Origin of the sequence: Niabella beijingensis, assembly GCF_020034665.1 — a bacterium.
Classification (GTDB): Bacteria; Bacteroidota; Bacteroidia; order Chitinophagales; family Chitinophagaceae; genus Niabella; species Niabella beijingensis.
The window spans coordinates 694,765-711,877 of sequence record NZ_JAIQDI010000002.1; the positions used below are offsets into that span (position 1 = coordinate 694,765).

The window sequence follows — 17,113 nt, forward strand, 5'->3', positions numbered from 1 at the left end:
TACAATTCTTTTTTATTGTCAGCACTCCCGGCGTATTGTTCCAGAGGAGATGCTGCTGCATTTTCCGGAACCTGCCGGGTTTAATAATTTGGGGCCATGCCGGATACCGGCCGGCTGGTTATACGATCGTACCAAACAGCGTGGCCTGTGTACAGTCATTGATCTGCACAAAAACATAATCGCCCTTTTGATGGGTGCTTTCCTCCGGTTTGGGAAAGATCACTACTTTGTTCTGAGAGGTCCGGCCCACCCACTGCGCACTGCTGCGCTTGCTGTCGCCATCGATCAGCACTTTATAGGTGGCCCCGATATCTTTTTTATAGTCCGCCAGCGACAGCTGATTTTGTTTTTCAATGATCTCCTGCAGCCGCTGCTTTTTTATTTCCAGGGGAATATCGTCCTGGTAACGGCGCTGGGCCAGTGTGCCCGGGCGCTCGCTGTAATAGAACATATACCCGTACACATAGTTGCTGTAATCCATAATGGATAGCGTGTCCTGGTGATCCTGATCGGTTTCCGTACAAAAACCTGCAATGATATCGGAGGTGATGCTGCAATCGGGCAGGATCTCGCGGATCCGGTCCACCTTTTTCATATACCATTCACGGGTATAGGTACGGTTCATCAGCTGTAATATGCGCGTGGAGCCGCTTTGAACGGGCAGGTGGATGCATTTGCAGATATTTTCATGTGCTGCCATCGTATGCAATACGTCATCGGTAATGTCTTTAGGGTGGGAGGTGGAAAACCGTACTCTCAATTCGGGGGAAATCAGTGCGACCTGTTCCAGCAGGCTGGCAAAACTGATCGCATCGGCTTCGGTCCCGTCTTTGGGGATGTAGTGGTAAGAATCCACGTTCTGTCCCAGCAGGGTCACCTCTTTATATCCTTTTTCAAAAAGATCTTTACATTCATTGATGATGCTTTCCGCATCCCGGCTGCGCTCTCTTCCTCTCGTGAACGGCACCACACAGAAAGAACACATATTGTTACACCCCCGCATAATGCTTACAAAAGCGCTGACACCATTGCTGTTGAGCCGTACGGGCGCAATATCCGCATAAGTCTCTTCACGGCTCAAAAGCACATTCACACTTTTTTGTCCGTCGTTGGCTTCATCCACCAGGCGGGGTAAACTGCGGTAGGCATCGGGTCCTACAACAATATCCACCAGTTTCTCTTCTTCCAGGAATTTGGATTTGAGGCGTTCCGCCATGCAGCCCAGCACACCGATAAGGGTGCCGGGCCGGCCGGCTTTCAGCCTTTTAAAATCGGAGAGCCGTTTACGAACCGTCTGTTCCGCTTTTTCCCGAATGGAACAGGTGTTGATAAAAATAAGATCTGCTTCCTCCACATTCCGGGTGGCGCCAAATCCTTCCTTATTTAAAATAGCTGCCACCACTTCACTGTCGGCAAAGTTCATCTGGCAGCCATAACTTTCTATGTAAAAACGCTTTGCATAGCTGTTAGGGTCATTCGTAAAGGGCGCAAACTGCTCTCCCTGACGCGTCTCATCAAGCACCTTTGTTGTTGCTACATCTAACATACTGCTCATTATTATAAAATCGCAAAGATAGGTAAATCTCCTGTTTGTATGACAGTATGGCAGTAGGGAAATGTTAATTCCGGCCCTGCATACCACGGATCACCGGTTCAGCAGCCGGGTCAGTTTTAAACGGGCGCCCGCTAAAAATCTTTTGGAAGGTACAGCCGGTATTTTTCCAGAACCTTTCCGTCTGCATACAGCTCAAAATTGATATAGCCGGCTTTGTAAAAATAAGAGCGATCCAGCTTAAACCGTTTCTCCTTTACGTTTTTCAATTCAAACAGCGGCTGATTGGTCTCACTAAAAAATTTAATGTCGTATTTCCGGGAGTCCATCGGAAGTTCTACCCGCACATACCGGTCCGGGGTGGTAAAAATATATTTCGACTGTACAAATCCCGCAGGAAGAAAATCATTGGTCTGGGCGGCAGGATTGTTGTTGGTATTCACATCGCTGTAAGCGCCGGCTACGCCGGAAGTATCAACCATTGGACGTTTGGCTTTTGTCATGGCGTATTTTCCGCCGTCCAGGAGCACATATACGCGGTAGTACATGCTGTCGCCGGGCGGGTTGGGGTCGGAAACCCCGTTATCCTTAAGATTCGGATCCGGAGGGGAGCCGATGGATTGAAAATACCTGCTGCTGTCGTACGACCGCTGAACGGAGATCATCTTTACGGAAGGAAAGTTGTGGGTCCAGGAAACCACTACGCGTTTCCCCACCTTGAATACCGAAAAATCTTTGGGGAGGTCTTCCTGGCTGTAAGAGAAATTACCGACTGCAAGTCCGATCAAGAGTAACAAAGCTATTTTTTTCATATCCTGTGCGCTGTATCTGCTGTTGTTGATTCAAACAAAGATAATGCTGCCCTGCATATCCGTTAAAAAATTAACGTTCCTTTTGGCAGCGACCGGTTTCCCTGCAGCCCCCCGCTGTGAATGACCAGCAGTTTTCTGCAATCACTGAAATCCTTTTCCAGTACTGCTTTTACGCCGTAGAACAATTTGGCGGTATATACAAAGTCGGTAGGGATGCCCGTCCGGTCATATAATTCATTCATAAAACGAAGGAGGGTGGCATTATATTTTGCATAGCCGCCAAAATGAAAATCAGGGTAGATCCTGCATTTTCCGGGATACCGGGGATAGAGTGCCGCAATCTCCTGTGTTAAGCTTTTATGATTTTTCAGCACACTGAACCCGGAAATGCCTGCCGGGGCAACGGCCCGCTGCATCAGCCCGGCCAGCATGGTGCCCGTTCCTGTGGCACAGCAGATCTGGTCGTACATACCGGCAGGAACGGGAATGGTGGCGGCGCCCTGCATGCCCGTTGTGCCATAACCACCTTCAGGTATTACCAGCCATCCGGCGTTGTTTACTGCCTGGGGCAGGATCTTTTCTTTATAATCCTGCCGTGAGATAAAATGCAGTTCCATGCCCAGGGATGCAGCATCTGCAAGGGTTGGCGCGTATCCGGAAGGCGCTTCGCCGCGGATAATACCGGCGCAGCGCAGGCCTGTTAAGTTGCAGGCAGCAGCGGTTGCGAGGATGTGGTTGGAATAGGCCCCCCCGAAAGTAACAATGGCCTTTCCTTCCTGTTGGGCAGCTTCCAGGTAATAGCGCAGTTTGTACCACTTATTACCGCTCACCTGCGGATGGATCCTGTCGAGCCGGAGCACATCTACCGAAGTGTTTCCGTTCCCCATCCAGGGCACGGCTTCCAAAACAGCTAAATCTTCACGGATCGGTTCCATCGCTTTTATGAGTTGGCTAATTTACCTATTTTTGAAATCTCGTTAAGTAAAATATATCAATCAGGCAGAAGTCGTAAAAAAAAATTGAATGAAACCAACGTTAGTGATCTTAGCAGCCGGTATGGCATCCCGTTACGGAAGCATGAAACAGGTGGAGGCGTTCGGGCCTTCCGGAGAAACCATTATGGATTATTCCATTGCTGATGCCATCAGCGCCGGATTTGGAAAAATTGTGTTTTTGATCCGTAAGCAGTTCGAGTCCAATTTCCGCGAATTGTTTGCTTCCAAACTCGATGGGAAAGTAAATTATGAGTTTGCCTTCCAGGAACTGGATATGTACCTGGATGGTGCGGAAATACCCGCTGAGCGTACCAAACCCTGGGGAACAGGCCACGCGGTTTTAAGCACACAGAATGTGGTGAAGGAACCCTTTGCGGTGATCAACGCGGATGATTTTTACGGAGCGGACTCCTTTAAAAAGGCGTTCGGATTTTTAACGGCCGGTGCCGATGAAAAGACCTACGCAGTGGTAGGGTATAACCTGATGAACACGCTGTCGGATCATGGAACCGTAAACCGCGGTGTTTGCGGACTGGATGCGAACGGCAACCTCGAGAGCGTGGTGGAACGTTACAATATTGCGGAGCAGGGTGCTGTGGTGATCGCCGATGACGGCCAGGAGCCCCGGGAACTTTCAAAAGATACAACGGTGTCCATGAATTTCTGGTGTTTCCATCCTTCCATTTATAAATGGTATGAAGAGCAATTTAAACTTTTCATCAAAGAAAATATCAATGTACCGAAGTCCGAATTCCTGATCCCCGCCGTAGTGGATCATTTTATTAAAGAAGGCGGAGTGGTGAAGGTCATTAAAACAGACGCACCCTGGTTTGGGGTTACTTATAAGGAAGATGCTCCTGCGGTTCAGAAACAGCTGAATGACCTTATAGCTCAGGGTGCTTATACCACCAACCTCTGGGGATAACCGTACAGCGGACAGGTATCTGGCCGGAAGACGGTAAAACTGTTTGTCCATGGCTCATTGATTTTGCAATGCAGACAGGGACCCGTCCGGAGAATAAACAGTAAAACAACTGTTGAAACTGTCTTTCACCACTTTTTTCTGAATGAAACAGAACGGCGCCACACTGCGCGGTTCCTGTTCCATTCGGTATAAAAAATAGCCCGGTGTTTTTTATTTTATCAGGATACAGCGTATATTTATAGCCGCCATTAAAAGCGGAAGTAGCTCACCTGGTAGAGCGGCAGCTTCCCAAGCTGCAGGTAGCCGGTTCGAGTCCGGTCTTCCGCTCTTTTATTTTATCCCGGTTGCGGGATCCGCGGATGGGTCTGGTTGTGTTTTTAATATTCTGCAGATTCCCCTTATCTTTGTCCTTTAATGAAGCTTTCCACCAAACATTTATTGGGTATTAAAGATCTTACTAAAGGTGATATTTCCCTTTTCCTAGATACAGCAGTTCAGTTCAAAGAAGTTTTACAGCGGCCGGTGAAAAAGGTACCGTCCCTGAGGGATGTTACGATCGTAAACCTGTTTTACGAAAACTCTACAAGGACCCGCATCTCCTTTGAGCTGGCGGAGAAGCGTCTTTCGGCGGATACGATCAATTTTACAGCATCGGGCTCATCCGTATCCAAGGGAGAGACCCTGCTGGACACCGTGAATAATATCCTCTCCATGAAAGTGGATATGGTGGTCATGCGGCACAGTGCCACGGGCGCGCCTCATTTCCTCGCCCGGCATATACCGGCAGCGATCGTCAACGCCGGTGATGGCATCAATGAACATCCTACCCAGGGACTGCTGGACGCGTTTTCCATCCGTGAAAAGATCGGAACGCTCAGCGGGACGAAGGTGGCCATCATCGGGGATATCATGCACAGCCGGGTAGCTATGAGCAATATGTACCTGCTTACCAAAATGGGCGCAAAGGTAACCGTGTGCGGTCCGCCCACATTGGTGCCGAAATATATTGAGGAGGCTTTTGGAGTAACGGTGAATTATAATTTACAGGAAACACTGAACTGGTGCGATGTGGCCAATGTGCTGCGCATCCAGCTGGAGCGGCAGAACCAGGTGTTGTTCTCCTCGCTGCGGGAATATAACCTGTCTTATGGTATCAGCAGAAAATTACTGGCAAGTCTGAAGAAAGACATCGTGATCATGCACCCCGGCCCGATCAACAGGGGCGTGGAGCTGGATAGTGATGTGGCCGACAGCGGACAATCGATCATCCTGCAGCAGGTGGAAAACGGCGTGGCGGTGAGAATGGCGGTGCTCTATCTGCTTTCAAATAAAAATCAATAAACATTTTGTAGTACTTAACCTGGCGCTATGTCAAAGATCTGCTTATTCCCCGGAACCTTTGATCCCATTACCCTGGGGCATGTGGACATTATTAACAGGGCGTTGCCGCTGTTCGACAAGATCATTGTGGGCATTGGTATCAATACTTCCAAAAGCCCGATGTTCAGCGCAGAAAAAAGACTGAGCTGGATCCGGGCGATCTACCCGGATAATACACGTATCGAAGGCGCGATCTATGAAGGGCTTACCGTAAATTTCTGCAGGGAGATCGGTGCCCGTTTTATATTAAGAGGCATCCGTTATGTGAGCGATTTTGAATATGAAAAAACAATCGCCGATGCCAACCGCGCGCTGGATCATACGATTGAAACGATCTTCCTTACGGGAGAACCCAAATACACGTCTGTGGCGTCCACCATTGTCCGGGATATCATCAAGAACAATGGGGATGCAAGTCCGTTCCTTCCGGCAGAAGTATACGCCTCATTAAACGACTGACAATCTTATTTACAACCGATCTGTTATTACAGCACATCGCATTTACGTCCAAAAATAAAAGGGCTGATCCGGATCAGCCCTTTTATTGATTGCCTGTGATGCTGCGGCAAAATAGTTATTCCAGTTCGCGGATCCAGATGTTCCGGAAGCTTACGGGATTACCATGATCCTGGAGTATGATGGGCTCTTTTTCTTTATGAAAAATATTCTGGGGAATGCCGATGTATTGGGTGGCACCTAAAATGGCTGCGTTATTCTGTACCAGCACACCATTATGGATTACCGTGATGCGTCCCTGTGATTTTACTGTGCTGTCCTTGTTAAACCGGGGTGCTGTAAAAATGATATCATAGGTCTGCCATTCTCCCGGTTTGCGTGATGCATTGGCAAGCGGCATCAGTTGCTTGTAAATGCTTCCGGCCTGGCCATTGCTGTAAGTGCGGTTCTTGTAACTGTCGAGCACCTGCAGTTCATAATTACTCATTAAAAAGATACCGCTGTTTCCGCGTCCCTGTCCATCTCCTTTTACTTCAGCAGGAGCGCGCCATTCCACATGCAGCTGGCAGTCGCCGAAGGATTGTTTGGTACGGATAGCACCGGCTCCTTTTACTACGGTGAGTGCTTTATCACCTACTTTCCATGTTGCAGGTCCGCTGCCGTCTGCACGTTCCCATGCAGATAAACCGGAGCCATCGAATAAAACGACCGCATCAGAGGGGGGATCGGCGCTTGTTGCACCCGGCGTTACTATACGGGGCTCGGGGTTCCATACTTCGGTAATTTTCGGGTCGCCATCCTGGGCGCATAAAAGATTGCTTGCATAGAGGGCCGCAAACGCAAGATAAAGTTGCTTTTTCATGTATATGAACATTGAATTAAATAACAAGCAACTTACACAATATCGTCCGAACTGTGAAAAAATTATGTGAGCGAAAAATTATAGTATGCCTTGAAGGCCAGGTCGCTGGTTTCAATAAGTTCTGCTCCCTGCTCCTTCACCGCTGCTTCACACCAGGTGATATAATCTTCAAGATGATCTTTGACACCGGTGGTAACCAGGGTTGCTGTGTTGTCGTTGGCTTTAAGTATGCCGGTAATATCCAGTTCCTCTGCTTTCAGCTGAAGTGTTTTTTGAAATGCCGGATGAAGGGTTTTGCCTTTGATGATGAGCTTCTTTGTATTCATTGTTTGAAATTTGATGTTTTCAGTAAACCGTTATGACCTTTGTAGTTAACGGAACGGTTTGCTAAACGATTGAACACACCAGAAGGTATGCATTTGATGAACTGATAGGCCAGTTCAAATATAGGGAAAATAACCGGGGCGGACAACGCGTTTTTTGTTAATATTGATCAACGAAGGACCTCAAAGCTTGTATACGTCTCTGTTTCAGGGATATCGGTTATATTAATATTTGTTATTACTGCATCCCGGGGGCCTTTGCCGCACCAGTTGATGAATTGCTGCAGGGCACCGGAGTTGCCCGTGACATGGATCAGTACCGAGCCGTCGTCCTGGTTCTCCACGGAACCGTAAAGATGTAGCCGGTCCGCCTCTTGCTTTGCCGTTTTTCTGAAGAATACACCCTGTACTTTTCCGGTGACAACAATTTTTTTCATGAGGTACCTGTTATTAAAAATGCAGTTGCTGCACTATTGTTTCGAGGTGTTGCTGATCAATGGTGTCAAAATGACCCTGCTGCTCGCTGTCGGCATCCAGCACCGCCACAACTGCTCCGTTGCGGATCACCGGCACAACGATCTCTGATCTTGAAGCGCTGCTGCAGGCGATATGGCCCGGAAACTGTTCCACGTCCGGCACGATGACCGTTGCAGCCTGCTGCCAGGCGGTACCACAGACGCCGCGTCCTTTTTTAATACGGGTGCAGGCTACCGGTCCCTGGAACGGCCCCAGCACCAGCTCTTCGTTCTTTACAAGATAGAAGCCGACCCACCACCAGCTGAACTGTTCTTTCAACGCGGCGGCAATATTGGAAAGATTGGCGATCAGGTCCGGTTCTCCTTCGGTCAGTGCGCGGATCTGCGGGATCAATGATTGGTACTGTGCTTCTTTTGAGCCTTTACTGATGATAAGATCTTCTGCCATTTTATTTTATTTCCGTTTTCATTTGATCGTTGTATGCTGCCGATTGTCCTTTTGCTATTGACAGGTCCTGCCATTGGTCTTTCCGGATGTGTTTACCGATAAATACGATCTGGCCTACGTGATAGGAGTAGTGCGCCAGCTGCCGGTGTATCGCTTCAATAACTGTCAATGGCTTTGTACGGATGGTGACGGTTTTTTCAAGGTCCTCCGGCCGCAGTGATTCCAGCGCGCCCAGCAGGCATTTCCAGCCTTCCTCCCAAAGCCGCAGCAGCGCTGTATGGTCCAGGTGCTGTTCTTCAAACTCTGCATCCCGGCTGCGCCATTCCTTTTCACCGTCTTCGGTGAGGAAGTTGGTCCAGCGGCTGCGCATGTTGCCATGCAGATGGGTGATGTTCACCGCCAGGTTATTATTGGCCGTGTCCGGCTGGAAATGGAAATCGGCTTCGTTTAATTGTGCAAATGTTCTTTCAGCAAGGGCTTTATAATCCTTAAACTGCTGAATAGCGCTTTTTATAAAGAGATCTTCTTTCATAGTTTATTGAATGGGTCTTCAAATTTATAAAAGAAAAAATTAAGCGGCGGCATTTACTATCTCTTCGAACCGACTGAGAAACATTTTCTTCGAAAAAATATCGTACATAGCCACAGCGAAAAGCAATAGTACTGAAAACAAATAGGGCTTTTCTGTAATCGATAGATAAATGAGTCCGGCTCCGAATATCGAATAAAAATAATAGAGGAATGGATTTGTTTTTAATACGATATTTATTTTTGTGCCGGGAGTGGTTTTTAGAAATGTGGCATCTATTGTTATTGAGTATGTTGTCGCGGGTACCTCATTCAACCAGTTTTTTATATTTCTGAATTCCACTGTAAGTGGATCCTGTTCTTTTACATCTGTGCATAGGTTTAGTTTATCAAATTGAATAGAACCAAATAAAATATCCTCCATCTTGTTGTTGCCAAAAAAATACGCGACATTTTTTTCTATATGATAACTTTTGCGAAAGGGTATAATAGGTAAGATCATAAGCATCAGTAATTAAGCAGACAAAAACAGCCCGATCCTTCATCGGGAATGGTTTGGCTTTTTTGAGAGTTGAGATTTCAGACTTGAGATTTAGAATTTGATGCCTGCAATTATATCAGAATCCTGCTGCTGAGTCGTCGCCTCTCCGGTCGGCTACAGCTTCCATTTTTCCGTCGGGGCGTACTTTAATAACCTCTGTGCGCCCGATTTGTTTACGCTCGTATAATTTATATCCCATTTTTTCAAGTGCTTTTGCGGTAGTATCGGGGAAGCCGCTTTCAATATCGATACGGTCCGGCAACCACTGGTGGTGGAATTTGGGCCGGTTTACAGCATCAGTGACAGACAGGTTAAAGTCCAGTATATCGATGATCGTTTGAAAAACGGAGGTAGGGATGGTGGTGCCGCCGGGTGTGCCCAGTACAAGAAAAGGTTTATTGTTCTTTAATACAACTGTGGGAGACATGGCACTCAGCATCCGCTTTCCCGGTGCAATAGCATTGGCTTTGCCCCCCACTGCACCAAACATATTGGGGGAGCCGGGTTTGGCGCTGAAGTCGTCCATTTCATCATTGAGGATAAAGCCGGCACCACCGATCACCGTCCGGCTGCCATAACTATTATTCAGGGTGGTGGTTACGGCAACGGCATTGCCCTCGCCGTCCAGCACACTGAGATGCGTGGTCTCCTCGCTTTCGTACCCGGGGATCATTCCGGGCTTTGTAACACTGCTGCTGCCTGCCTTACCGGGTCTGTAATCGCTCATGCGCTGTTTCAGGTATGCCGCGCTTCTGAGCTGCTCCACCGGTACCTTAAAAAAGTCATCATCGCCCATATACCGGGCACGGTCTGCAAAGGCACGCCGTTCCACCTCTGTCATCAGCTGTACGGATGCCGGCGTTGAAAAGCCCATGGCACCGATATTGAAGGGTTCTGTCATTTTGAGCATCTGGTTGAGCAGGAGACCTCCGCTGCTGGGCATGGGCATGCTGATGATATGATGACCACGGTAATCGAACTCCAGAGGGGTGCGGAAGCGGGCGGTATAATTTTTAAGGTCTTCTTTTGTAATGATGCCGTTCCCCCGTTTCATTTCCTCCACGATCAGTCGGGCCGTTTCGCCTTCATAAAATCCTTTCTGGCCCTCATCGCGGATCCGCATTAATGTAGCTGCAAGCTCCTTTTGTACCAGGGTATCGCCCTCCTTCCAGGATGTTTCTTTTACAAAAGCCGAAGGAAGGCTACTGTATCTTTTAAAGTCATCCTGGTTGTTGTTCAGTCCTCTTGCCTCACCCGCAGTGATCTTAAAGCCCTGCTCGGCAAGCAGGATTGCGGGTTGTATCAGTACCTTCATCGGCAGCCGCGCGTATTTATGTGCAGCAAAAAGCCCGGCCACTGTTCCCGGAACACCGCCGGCAAGATGTCCGTTCAGACTTTTTTCCGCAATGGCATTGCCAGCACTGTCGAGGTACATATCCCGGTGTGCCGCAGCAGGAGCCATTTCGCGATAGTCCAGTGCAATTTTTTTATTATCCGCCATGCGGGCTACCATAAAGCCGCCGCCGCCGATATTGCCGGCTCCGGGGTATACTACGGCCAGCGCCCATTGCGTGGCAATAGCAGCATCCACCGCGTTGCCTCCTTTTTTCAGCATTTCCAGTCCGGCCTCGCTGGCGAGCGGATGGGCAGATACGACAGCGCCTTTGGAAGCAGTGGCCGTTTTCCGGATACTGTAATCGAAGCCGTTCTGGGCAGCAGTTATCCTGCTTCCGGATAAAAACAAAAAGAGCGCCCAAATCAGTTTACGGTAGTTCATGCTTAAAATTTAGCGGAAGGTAAAAAAAGTTTCCGGTTTCCCGACGGCGTGTTGTTGGAGGAATGTGATGCATGGTTCACAACTATGATCGATGAATTGTATATTCGTACGATGAAGCGTTTTCTGTATCTTTTTTTTATTGCCTGCCTTGGCAGCAGTGCGATGGCGCAGGCCCCCCGGAGCTGGTCCGGTGCAGAAATATTGCAGGGCATCCGCAAGCTGAATGTGCTGGGAAGTGTGCTGTACCTGGCTGCTCATCCGGATGATGAGAACACCCGGCTGATCACCTACCTGGCCAATGAGAAATTTTACCGCACGGGTTATCTCTCGCTCACAAGAGGAGACGGCGGACAGAACCTGATCGGTGAGGAGCAGGGCATTGAGCTGGGGCTGATCCGCACCCAGGAACTGCTGGCGGCCCGGCGTATCGACGGCGGGGAACAGTTTTTTACACGTGCTTTTGACTTCGGATTTTCAAAAAACCCCGAAGAAACCTTTACGATCTGGAACCGCGCACTGGTTCTGAGCGATGTGGTGTGGGTGATCCGTAAATTTCAGCCGGATGTGATCATTACCCGGTTCCCGACAACGGGAGAGGGCGGTCATGGGCATCATACCGCGTCGGCCATCCTGGCCAACGAGGCGTTCAAACTGGCTGCCGACCCCGGTCAGTTCCCGGAGCAGTTAAAATATGTAAAGCCCTGGCAGGCGAAACGCATTCTTTGGAACACCTTTAATTTTGGTGGAAATAACACAACGGCTCCCTCTCAGTTCAAGATGGATGCAGGGGCCTATAATGCACCGCTTGGAAAAAGCTATGGAGAGATCGCGGCACTGAGCAGAAGTCAGCATAAAAGCCAGGGCTTCGGTTCCGCGGGAACCCGCGGGGAAAGCTGGGAGTATTTTAAAACGACCGGCGGCGATGCACCTGCAACGGACCTTATGGATGATGTTGATCTTACCTGGGCCCGCGTAGGGCCGGAGGGAACGACGATCAGCGAAGCGATCAAAAAGATCGAAACGCAGTTTTCTGTTGTAAATCCTGCCGCTGCTGTGAAACCGCTGGCAGCCCTTTATCAGCAGATCGGGAAACTTCCGGATTCTTACTGGAAACGTAAAAAGCTGGAGGAAGTGCAGGAGCTGATCCGCCAGTGCTGTGGGTTGTTTATAAAAGCCACCAGCGCTGTACAGATGTTGTTCCCGGGAGAAACGGTAAAATTCACTACCGCTATTATCAACCGCTCGGCTGCCCGGGTACAGCTCAAGGGCATCAAGGTGGGAAATGATCATGTATCCCTGGACCTGCCGCTGGAAAAGAACCGCAATGTAAACCAGACCGTAACGGTAGCCATCCCCGATGATGTGCCATTGAGCCAGCCCTACTGGCTGCGCGAAACAATGGCTGCGGCCAACTATACTGTGCCGGATCAGCAGCAGATAGGCATCCCGGATGCGTTGCCCGCCTACACTGCGGAAATAGCTGTTACGATAGAGGGTATGCCATTTACTCTTACAGAGCCGGTACGTTATAATTTTACCGACCCGGTAAAAGGAGAACTTTATGAACCGGTTGTCATTGCACCAAAAGTTACGGTACAGCTATCACCCAAGCTGGTATTGTTTCAGAAAGGAACAACAGGGACAAAGCAATTAAAACTGCAACCGGTTATCAATAAACCGCTCCCGGGGCAGCTGGGTGTTGGTCTGGCAGGGCTTCCCGGAACAGCCGCCGCTGCCGTGGCGGATACCGGTGCGGGGGTACAGATACCCGTTACCAACCAGCAGCTGACGCAGCCCGTAACTTCGGTGTACGGAACCGTCTGGGATCAGACAAAACCGGAGAAGAAATATGCGCAGGCGCTGAAATCGATCCACTACGATCACATTCCTTACATTAATTATTTCTTTACCGATTCGGTAAAACTGCTGAACATCGACCTGAAAACGGCGGGTAAAAGGATCGGGTACATCCCGGGTGCCGGTGATAAAGTGCCGGAAGTACTGACCGCTATGGGATACGAGGTGGTATTACTCGACCGCAGCAGGCTGACGGGGTCCGACCTTTCCGGTTTTGATGCGATCATCAGCGGTGTACGTGCTTATAATATCCATGAATGGCTGAACGAGTCCTATGATAAATTAATGGCTTATATTCGTAACGGGGGAAACCTGATCGTACAATACAATACCAATAACAATATCGGTCCTGTAAAAGCGAAGATCGGCCCCTACAGTTTCGCTATTTCGAGAAACCGGATCACAGATGAAAAAGCCCGCGTCCGTTTCACCGATCCTGTCATGCCGGTGCTCAATTATCCGAATAAGATTACACAGGAAGATTTTGAAGGATGGGTGCAGGAGCGGAGCACGTATCATGCAGCGGACTGGGATGCACAGCTGAAGCCGGTATTTGCCATGAAGGATCCGGGTGAACAGGAAGATACCGGAGCCCTGGTTACCGGTAAATACGGGAAAGGATATTTTACGTATTGCGGTATCGCCTTTTTCCGGCAACTGCCGGCAGCGGTTCCGGGAGCGATCCGTTTATTTGCAAATATTATTGCATTAAATTCGCAGCTTTCAACAAGTGCAAATGACAGATAAGAAAAAAGAATTTATGGGGGTCCGCAGGGGAGAAATGGCCTTTATTGTTGCCATTGTGATCGGATTGGTGGTTGGAACCCTTATAAAGAAGATACGGCTGGGTCTTATGCTCGGATTGATCATTGGGCTCGGGATCGTATTTATGAACAGCCTGCGGGCAAAACGATAAGTTGTTGAAAACAGGAGGAGTCCTGGTATTTTTAGTTGATTGTTCTCTGTAACATTTGCCGGAAACGCAGGTGCTGAGCGCTGCTGCCGGCAAACCCTGTGAAAGATGAGTGAAAAAAACAACATACAGGAAACAGAACGGGCACCGCTGCTGGGATCCTGGTCCCGCTGGTATATTCTTGTGATTGCCGTGCTTTTTATTTTGATTGCCTGTTTTTACCAGATCACTAAAACCTTCTCATGAAGTCACTGGATTGGGTTGTACTGATTGTAACATTGACGGGTATCATCCTTTACGGGATCTATAAAAGCCGTACTACGCGCGATCTGGATGGCTATTTTCTTTCCAACCGCAGCATGCCCTGGTACCTGATTCTCTTAAGTATCATGGGTACGCAGGCCAGTGCCATCACATTCCTTGCAGCCCCGGGCCAGGCCTATACGGACGGGATGCGTTTTATCCAGTATTATTTCGGACTACCGCTGGCAGCCATTGTTATCTGTATCTCTTTTGTTCCGGTGTTCAGCCGGCTGAAGGTGTTTACAGCCTACGAATACCTGGAACACCGGTTTGATCTGAAAACACGTACGTTTACCTCCTTCCTTTTTCTTTTGCAACGTGGCTTATCAACCGGCATCAGTATTTATGCGCCATCGATCATTCTTTCCGTATTGTTGGGCTGGAATATTTATCTCACCAACCTGTTCATGGGCGGACTGCTGATCATTTATACCGTAACCGGTGGTGCACGTGCAGTGGCATATACACAAACCTTCCAGTTCCTGATCATTATGGGCGCTATGGCTGTGGCGGGGTATTTTATTGTAAAGGACCTGCCCCCGGGTATCGGGTTTACGGATGCCCTTCGGGTAGGCGGTAAGCTGGGGAAAATGAATATAGTGACCTCCGGTATCACCGATGGTAAGTTTGACTGGGGCGACCGTTATAATATCTTCAGCGGAATGATCGGGGGCTTTTTCCTGCTGCTTTCTTATTTTGGTACCGATCAGTCGCAGGTAGGGCGCTACCTTACTGCCCGGAGTCTGACCGAAAGCAGGCTGGGGCTGCTGATGAACGGCATCGTAAAGATCCCGATGCAGTTCTTTATCCTGCTGCTCGGAGTACTTGTATTTGCGTTTTACCAGTTCAACAAAGCCCCGGCTTTCTTCAATGAGTTTGAATTGAACCGGCTGGAACAGTCGGTTTATAAGGACTCCCTACACCAGTTGCAGCAGGAGCTGCAATCGATCCAGCAGCGGAAGGACGCGGCACTGGCACTCTATCCCGGTCAGCGCGAAACAGCCTTCGGCCAGTTGCAGGAGTTGCAGAAGGAAACAGAGACCGTGCGTTCACAGATCAAAGGACTGGTGAAAAAGAACGGCGGCGCAGACAATGATACCAATTATATTTTCCTGCATTTTGTAGTAGATTATTTACCGGCCGGACTGGTGGGCCTGATCATCGCGATCATTTTCCTGGCCAGTTGGGGAAGTATTGCAGCGGCGCTGAATTCGCTGGCGTCGAGTACGATGATCGATTTTCATAAAAGGTTCCGCATAAAACATACAGCACAGGAGAAAGAGTACCGTGTTTCAAAATTGTATACGCTTTTATGGGGCATCTTCTGTATTGCCGTTGCCATGTTCGTCTCCAACTGGGGCAATAGTCTGATTGAAGTGGTGAATGTACTCGGTTCGCTTTTTTATGGTACGATACTCGGTATTTTCCTGGTGGCATTTTATTCCCGGCGGGTGAAAGGGAATGCCGTGTTCTGGGCGGCGCTGATCGCAGAAGCCATTGTAGTGGTGCTGTTTTTTCTGAATGAATATAAGGTCATTTCACTGGGTTTTCTGTGGCTCAATGCTATCGGCGCCTTGCTGGTATGGGGAATCAGCAGCTTCCTGCAATGGGTTATCCCTGGTAAAACGACGGTCAGCTGAATGACCGGAGTTGCTGCAGCATAAATTCCAGCCGTCGGGGTATGGAGCCTTCGGGAACCACAATGATATGGTAGCCCTGATGCCTGTAGGTCTGTTCGAGACAGGTATAAGTGTATACCGCTTCTTCCCAATCCTGTTTACGTTCCTCATCAGTTCTGTAGATCGCTTTCCATGGAGGGAGTATAAAAACCGAACGGTTATACCGGTAGGTCCGGCCCGTTTGTTCCAGATCCCCGGGTAGTTCCGTACCGGTCATTCGGGCGTAGCAGAGCGCATCGGGAATGCCCCGGTCGAAAAGAAAAACCGAGCCGGGAACGGCCGCTGCCTTTTCAACGGTTTCCTGATAACTTTTCACGGAGCGGTCCAGCATCAGCTGTATATATAGCGGCCGGTTGCCCCAGGGAAGCGCCGTTCCGCCGGCATCAACCTGCTCCTGTATGATGGCTCTCGCCACTTCCGGAACAACGGTAAAGCCGGCTGTCTGCAATGCATTCAGTAATGTGGTCTTTCCTGAACCAGGTCCGCCGGTGATCACAAAAAAACGGTCGCTGTTCATTTTCCCATTTTATTAAGCTGATCAAATGAAAGGTCGAGCACATCAAATGAACCATTGCCATAGGTATAGTGCCACCATTCTGAACTCAGCGGTTTGAATCCGTTCTGTTCCATAACTGACCGCAGACGGACCCGGTTCTGCAACACCTGCTGCGGCAGGTTGGTGAAACTATGATGTGCGCTGTCCGTAAAATTATCGAAGCCGGTGCCCATCGGTAATTCCTTCCCGGTTTTCAGATCGATAAGCGTAAGGTCCACCGCCGTACCACGGTTGTGATTGCTTCCCTTTGCGGGATTGGCAGCATAGCGCTCATCGGGCACCAGCTCCCAGAATTTTTTGGTGACAGCAAACGGGCGGTAGGCATCAAATATCTTCAATCCCAGACCTTCCTGTTTCAATGTTGCTTCAACCGCGGCCAGCGCCACCGCCGCAGGTTTTCTCATAAAGGTGCTGCGGGTATGGGAAGGATACATCAGCCGGTGCATAAAATTATTGGTGGTCGCATACCTGAGGTCATACACCAGACCGGGTGCAAGTGTTCTGAGCTCGGTCATTTCATTGTCCGGTTTTTCCCGGATACTTTTTTTATATACGCGGATGGAGCGCAGTACCGGGAACGAAACCGGTTGGCTGCTCAGCTGCATACCGGCAAACAGGAGCTGTAGTAACAGTATTTTCTTTAACAGGCTCATATAAAATTTTAAGCGGATGGTGTTATAAAATAAGATAGAAGGGGAGGAGGAAATAGATCGGAGCAGGTAAAGATAAT

The 17,113-nt window shown here is 49.1% G+C and carries 19 protein-coding genes and 1 tRNA gene; 8 read left to right on the forward strand and 12 right to left on the reverse strand.

Annotated elements, in window-relative coordinates; genetic code table 11:
* Positions 1-118: 118 nt before the first annotated feature.
* From miaB to K7B07_RS19020, 3 genes are all read right to left on the reverse strand, one after another.
* Positions 119-1,546 (reverse strand): tRNA (N6-isopentenyl adenosine(37)-C2)-methylthiotransferase MiaB, encoded by a 1,428-nt coding sequence (miaB, locus tag K7B07_RS19010; RefSeq protein ID WP_223712114.1) that lies wholly within the window; start codon positions 1,544-1,546, stop codon positions 119-121.
* A 140-nt stretch (positions 1,547-1,686) separates the two neighbouring features.
* Positions 1,687-2,349, reverse strand: coding sequence for a hypothetical protein (locus K7B07_RS19015; RefSeq protein WP_223712115.1), 663 nt, complete (start codon positions 2,347-2,349; stop codon positions 1,687-1,689).
* A 77-nt stretch (positions 2,350-2,426) separates the two neighbouring features.
* A complete protein-coding gene (locus tag K7B07_RS19020) occupies positions 2,427-3,299 on the reverse strand; it encodes a 1-aminocyclopropane-1-carboxylate deaminase/D-cysteine desulfhydrase (RefSeq protein ID WP_223712116.1) in 873 nt (290 codons plus the stop codon).
* An 88-nt stretch (positions 3,300-3,387) separates the two neighbouring features.
* Between K7B07_RS19020 and K7B07_RS19025 the strand changes: the two genes are divergently transcribed.
* The 4 genes from K7B07_RS19025 (at position 3,388) to coaD (ending at position 6,123) form a co-directional block, all read left to right on the forward strand.
* Complete coding sequence (locus tag K7B07_RS19025; protein ID WP_223712117.1) at positions 3,388-4,284, forward strand: sugar phosphate nucleotidyltransferase; 897 nt, start codon at positions 3,388-3,390, stop codon at positions 4,282-4,284.
* A gap of 254 nt (positions 4,285-4,538) precedes the next feature.
* Positions 4,539-4,611: transfer RNA gene (locus K7B07_RS19030), tRNA-Gly, on the forward strand.
* A gap of 87 nt (positions 4,612-4,698) precedes the next feature.
* A complete protein-coding gene (locus K7B07_RS19035) occupies positions 4,699-5,625 on the forward strand; it encodes an aspartate carbamoyltransferase catalytic subunit (protein WP_223712118.1) in 927 nt (308 codons plus the stop codon).
* Between the two features lie 27 nt (positions 5,626-5,652).
* Positions 5,653-6,123, forward strand: coding sequence for a pantetheine-phosphate adenylyltransferase (coaD, locus tag K7B07_RS19040; RefSeq protein ID WP_223712119.1), 471 nt, complete (start codon positions 5,653-5,655; stop codon positions 6,121-6,123).
* A gap of 115 nt (positions 6,124-6,238) precedes the next feature.
* Here coaD and K7B07_RS19045 read toward each other — a convergent pair whose 3' ends face one another.
* The 7 genes from K7B07_RS19045 to ggt form a co-directional block, all read right to left on the reverse strand.
* Complete coding sequence (locus K7B07_RS19045; RefSeq protein ID WP_223712120.1) at positions 6,239-6,982, reverse strand: 3-keto-disaccharide hydrolase; 744 nt, start codon at positions 6,980-6,982, stop codon at positions 6,239-6,241.
* Between the two features lie 62 nt (positions 6,983-7,044).
* The gene (locus K7B07_RS19050; protein WP_223712121.1) at positions 7,045-7,308 is read right to left on the reverse strand and encodes an acylphosphatase; all 264 of its coding nucleotides are present in this window, start codon (positions 7,306-7,308) and stop codon (positions 7,045-7,047) included.
* Positions 7,309-7,475: 167 nt separating this feature from the next.
* Positions 7,476-7,742, reverse strand: a complete 267-nt coding sequence (locus K7B07_RS19055) for an acylphosphatase (RefSeq protein WP_223712122.1) — start codon at positions 7,740-7,742, stop codon at positions 7,476-7,478.
* A 13-nt stretch (positions 7,743-7,755) separates the two neighbouring features.
* On the reverse strand, positions 7,756-8,229 hold the full coding sequence (locus K7B07_RS19060) for a GAF domain-containing protein (protein ID WP_223712123.1): 474 nt from the start codon (positions 8,227-8,229) through the stop codon (positions 7,756-7,758).
* A gap of 1 nt (position 8,230) precedes the next feature.
* The gene (locus K7B07_RS19065; RefSeq protein ID WP_223712124.1) at positions 8,231-8,761 is read right to left on the reverse strand and encodes a DUF1572 family protein; all 531 of its coding nucleotides are present in this window, start codon (positions 8,759-8,761) and stop codon (positions 8,231-8,233) included.
* Between the two features lie 39 nt (positions 8,762-8,800).
* Positions 8,801-9,259 (reverse strand): hypothetical protein, encoded by a 459-nt coding sequence (locus K7B07_RS19070; RefSeq protein WP_223712125.1) that lies wholly within the window; start codon positions 9,257-9,259, stop codon positions 8,801-8,803.
* Between the two features lie 115 nt (positions 9,260-9,374).
* Positions 9,375-11,075 carry a gamma-glutamyltransferase gene (ggt, locus tag K7B07_RS19075; RefSeq protein ID WP_223712126.1) on the reverse strand — a complete coding sequence of 567 codons (1,701 nt, stop codon included), beginning with the start codon at positions 11,073-11,075 and terminating at the stop codon, positions 9,375-9,377.
* Positions 11,076-11,186: 111 nt separating this feature from the next.
* On the opposite strand from ggt, the gene K7B07_RS19080 reads away from it, so the two are divergent.
* The 4 genes from K7B07_RS19080 to K7B07_RS19095 all read left to right on the forward strand — a co-directional run bounded on the left by K7B07_RS19080 (position 11,187) and on the right by K7B07_RS19095 (position 15,788).
* Positions 11,187-13,679 (forward strand): PIG-L family deacetylase, encoded by a 2,493-nt coding sequence (locus tag K7B07_RS19080; protein WP_223712127.1) that lies wholly within the window; start codon positions 11,187-11,189, stop codon positions 13,677-13,679.
* The gene (locus K7B07_RS19085; RefSeq protein WP_223712128.1) at positions 13,669-13,848 is read left to right on the forward strand and encodes a hypothetical protein; all 180 of its coding nucleotides are present in this window, start codon (positions 13,669-13,671) and stop codon (positions 13,846-13,848) included. Before K7B07_RS19080 ends, K7B07_RS19085 begins: the two co-directional genes overlap by 11 nt.
* 105 nt (positions 13,849-13,953) lie before the next feature.
* Complete coding sequence (locus K7B07_RS19090; RefSeq protein WP_223712129.1) at positions 13,954-14,091, forward strand: hypothetical protein; 138 nt, start codon at positions 13,954-13,956, stop codon at positions 14,089-14,091.
* Positions 14,088-15,788: a sodium:solute symporter family protein gene (locus tag K7B07_RS19095; RefSeq protein ID WP_223712130.1), complete on the forward strand. Its 1,701-nt coding sequence runs from the start codon at positions 14,088-14,090 to the stop codon at positions 15,786-15,788. Before K7B07_RS19090 ends, K7B07_RS19095 begins: the two co-directional genes overlap by 4 nt.
* On the opposite strand, the gene K7B07_RS19100 is transcribed toward K7B07_RS19095, so the two are convergent.
* The gene (locus K7B07_RS19100; RefSeq protein WP_223712131.1) at positions 15,781-16,344 is read right to left on the reverse strand and encodes an AAA family ATPase; all 564 of its coding nucleotides are present in this window, start codon (positions 16,342-16,344) and stop codon (positions 15,781-15,783) included. The genes K7B07_RS19095 and K7B07_RS19100 overlap by 8 nt on opposite strands.
* Positions 16,341-17,036 (reverse strand): M15 family metallopeptidase, encoded by a 696-nt coding sequence (locus K7B07_RS19105; RefSeq protein WP_223712132.1) that lies wholly within the window; start codon positions 17,034-17,036, stop codon positions 16,341-16,343. Before K7B07_RS19105 ends, K7B07_RS19100 begins: the two co-directional genes overlap by 4 nt.
* Between the last annotated feature and the right edge of the window lie 77 nt (positions 17,037-17,113).

Excerpts from the sequence above, each read along its gene's own strand:
- miaB (WP_223712114.1), bottom strand. The coding sequence starts at position 1,546 with ATGTTAGATGTAGCAACAACAAAGGTGCTTGATGAGACGCGTCAGGGA.
- K7B07_RS19020 (WP_223712116.1), bottom strand. The coding sequence starts at position 3,299 with ATGGAACCGATCCGTGAAGATTTAGCTGTTTTGGAAGCCGTGCCCTGG.
- K7B07_RS19025 (WP_223712117.1), top strand. The coding sequence starts at position 3,388 with ATGAAACCAACGTTAGTGATCTTAGCAGCCGGTATGGCATCCCGTTAC.
- K7B07_RS19035 (WP_223712118.1), top strand. The coding sequence starts at position 4,699 with ATGAAGCTTTCCACCAAACATTTATTGGGTATTAAAGATCTTACTAAA.
- coaD (WP_223712119.1), top strand. The coding sequence starts at position 5,653 with ATGTCAAAGATCTGCTTATTCCCCGGAACCTTTGATCCCATTACCCTG.
- K7B07_RS19045 (WP_223712120.1), bottom strand. The coding sequence starts at position 6,982 with ATGAAAAAGCAACTTTATCTTGCGTTTGCGGCCCTCTATGCAAGCAAT.
- K7B07_RS19050 (WP_223712121.1), bottom strand. The coding sequence starts at position 7,308 with ATGAATACAAAGAAGCTCATCATCAAAGGCAAAACCCTTCATCCGGCA.
- K7B07_RS19055 (WP_223712122.1), bottom strand. The coding sequence starts at position 7,742 with ATGAAAAAAATTGTTGTCACCGGAAAAGTACAGGGTGTATTCTTCAGA.
- K7B07_RS19060 (WP_223712123.1), bottom strand. The coding sequence starts at position 8,229 with ATGGCAGAAGATCTTATCATCAGTAAAGGCTCAAAAGAAGCACAGTAC.
- K7B07_RS19065 (WP_223712124.1), bottom strand. The coding sequence starts at position 8,761 with ATGAAAGAAGATCTCTTTATAAAAAGCGCTATTCAGCAGTTTAAGGAT.
- K7B07_RS19070 (WP_223712125.1), bottom strand. The coding sequence starts at position 9,259 with ATGATCTTACCTATTATACCCTTTCGCAAAAGTTATCATATAGAAAAA.
- ggt (WP_223712126.1), bottom strand. The coding sequence starts at position 11,075 with ATGAACTACCGTAAACTGATTTGGGCGCTCTTTTTGTTTTTATCCGGA.
- K7B07_RS19080 (WP_223712127.1), top strand. The coding sequence starts at position 11,187 with ATGAAGCGTTTTCTGTATCTTTTTTTTATTGCCTGCCTTGGCAGCAGT.
- K7B07_RS19085 (WP_223712128.1), top strand. The coding sequence starts at position 13,669 with ATGACAGATAAGAAAAAAGAATTTATGGGGGTCCGCAGGGGAGAAATG.
- K7B07_RS19090 (WP_223712129.1), top strand. The coding sequence starts at position 13,954 with ATGAGTGAAAAAAACAACATACAGGAAACAGAACGGGCACCGCTGCTG.
- K7B07_RS19095 (WP_223712130.1), top strand. The coding sequence starts at position 14,088 with ATGAAGTCACTGGATTGGGTTGTACTGATTGTAACATTGACGGGTATC.
- K7B07_RS19100 (WP_223712131.1), bottom strand. The coding sequence starts at position 16,344 with ATGAACAGCGACCGTTTTTTTGTGATCACCGGCGGACCTGGTTCAGGA.
- K7B07_RS19105 (WP_223712132.1), bottom strand. The coding sequence starts at position 17,036 with ATGAGCCTGTTAAAGAAAATACTGTTACTACAGCTCCTGTTTGCCGGT.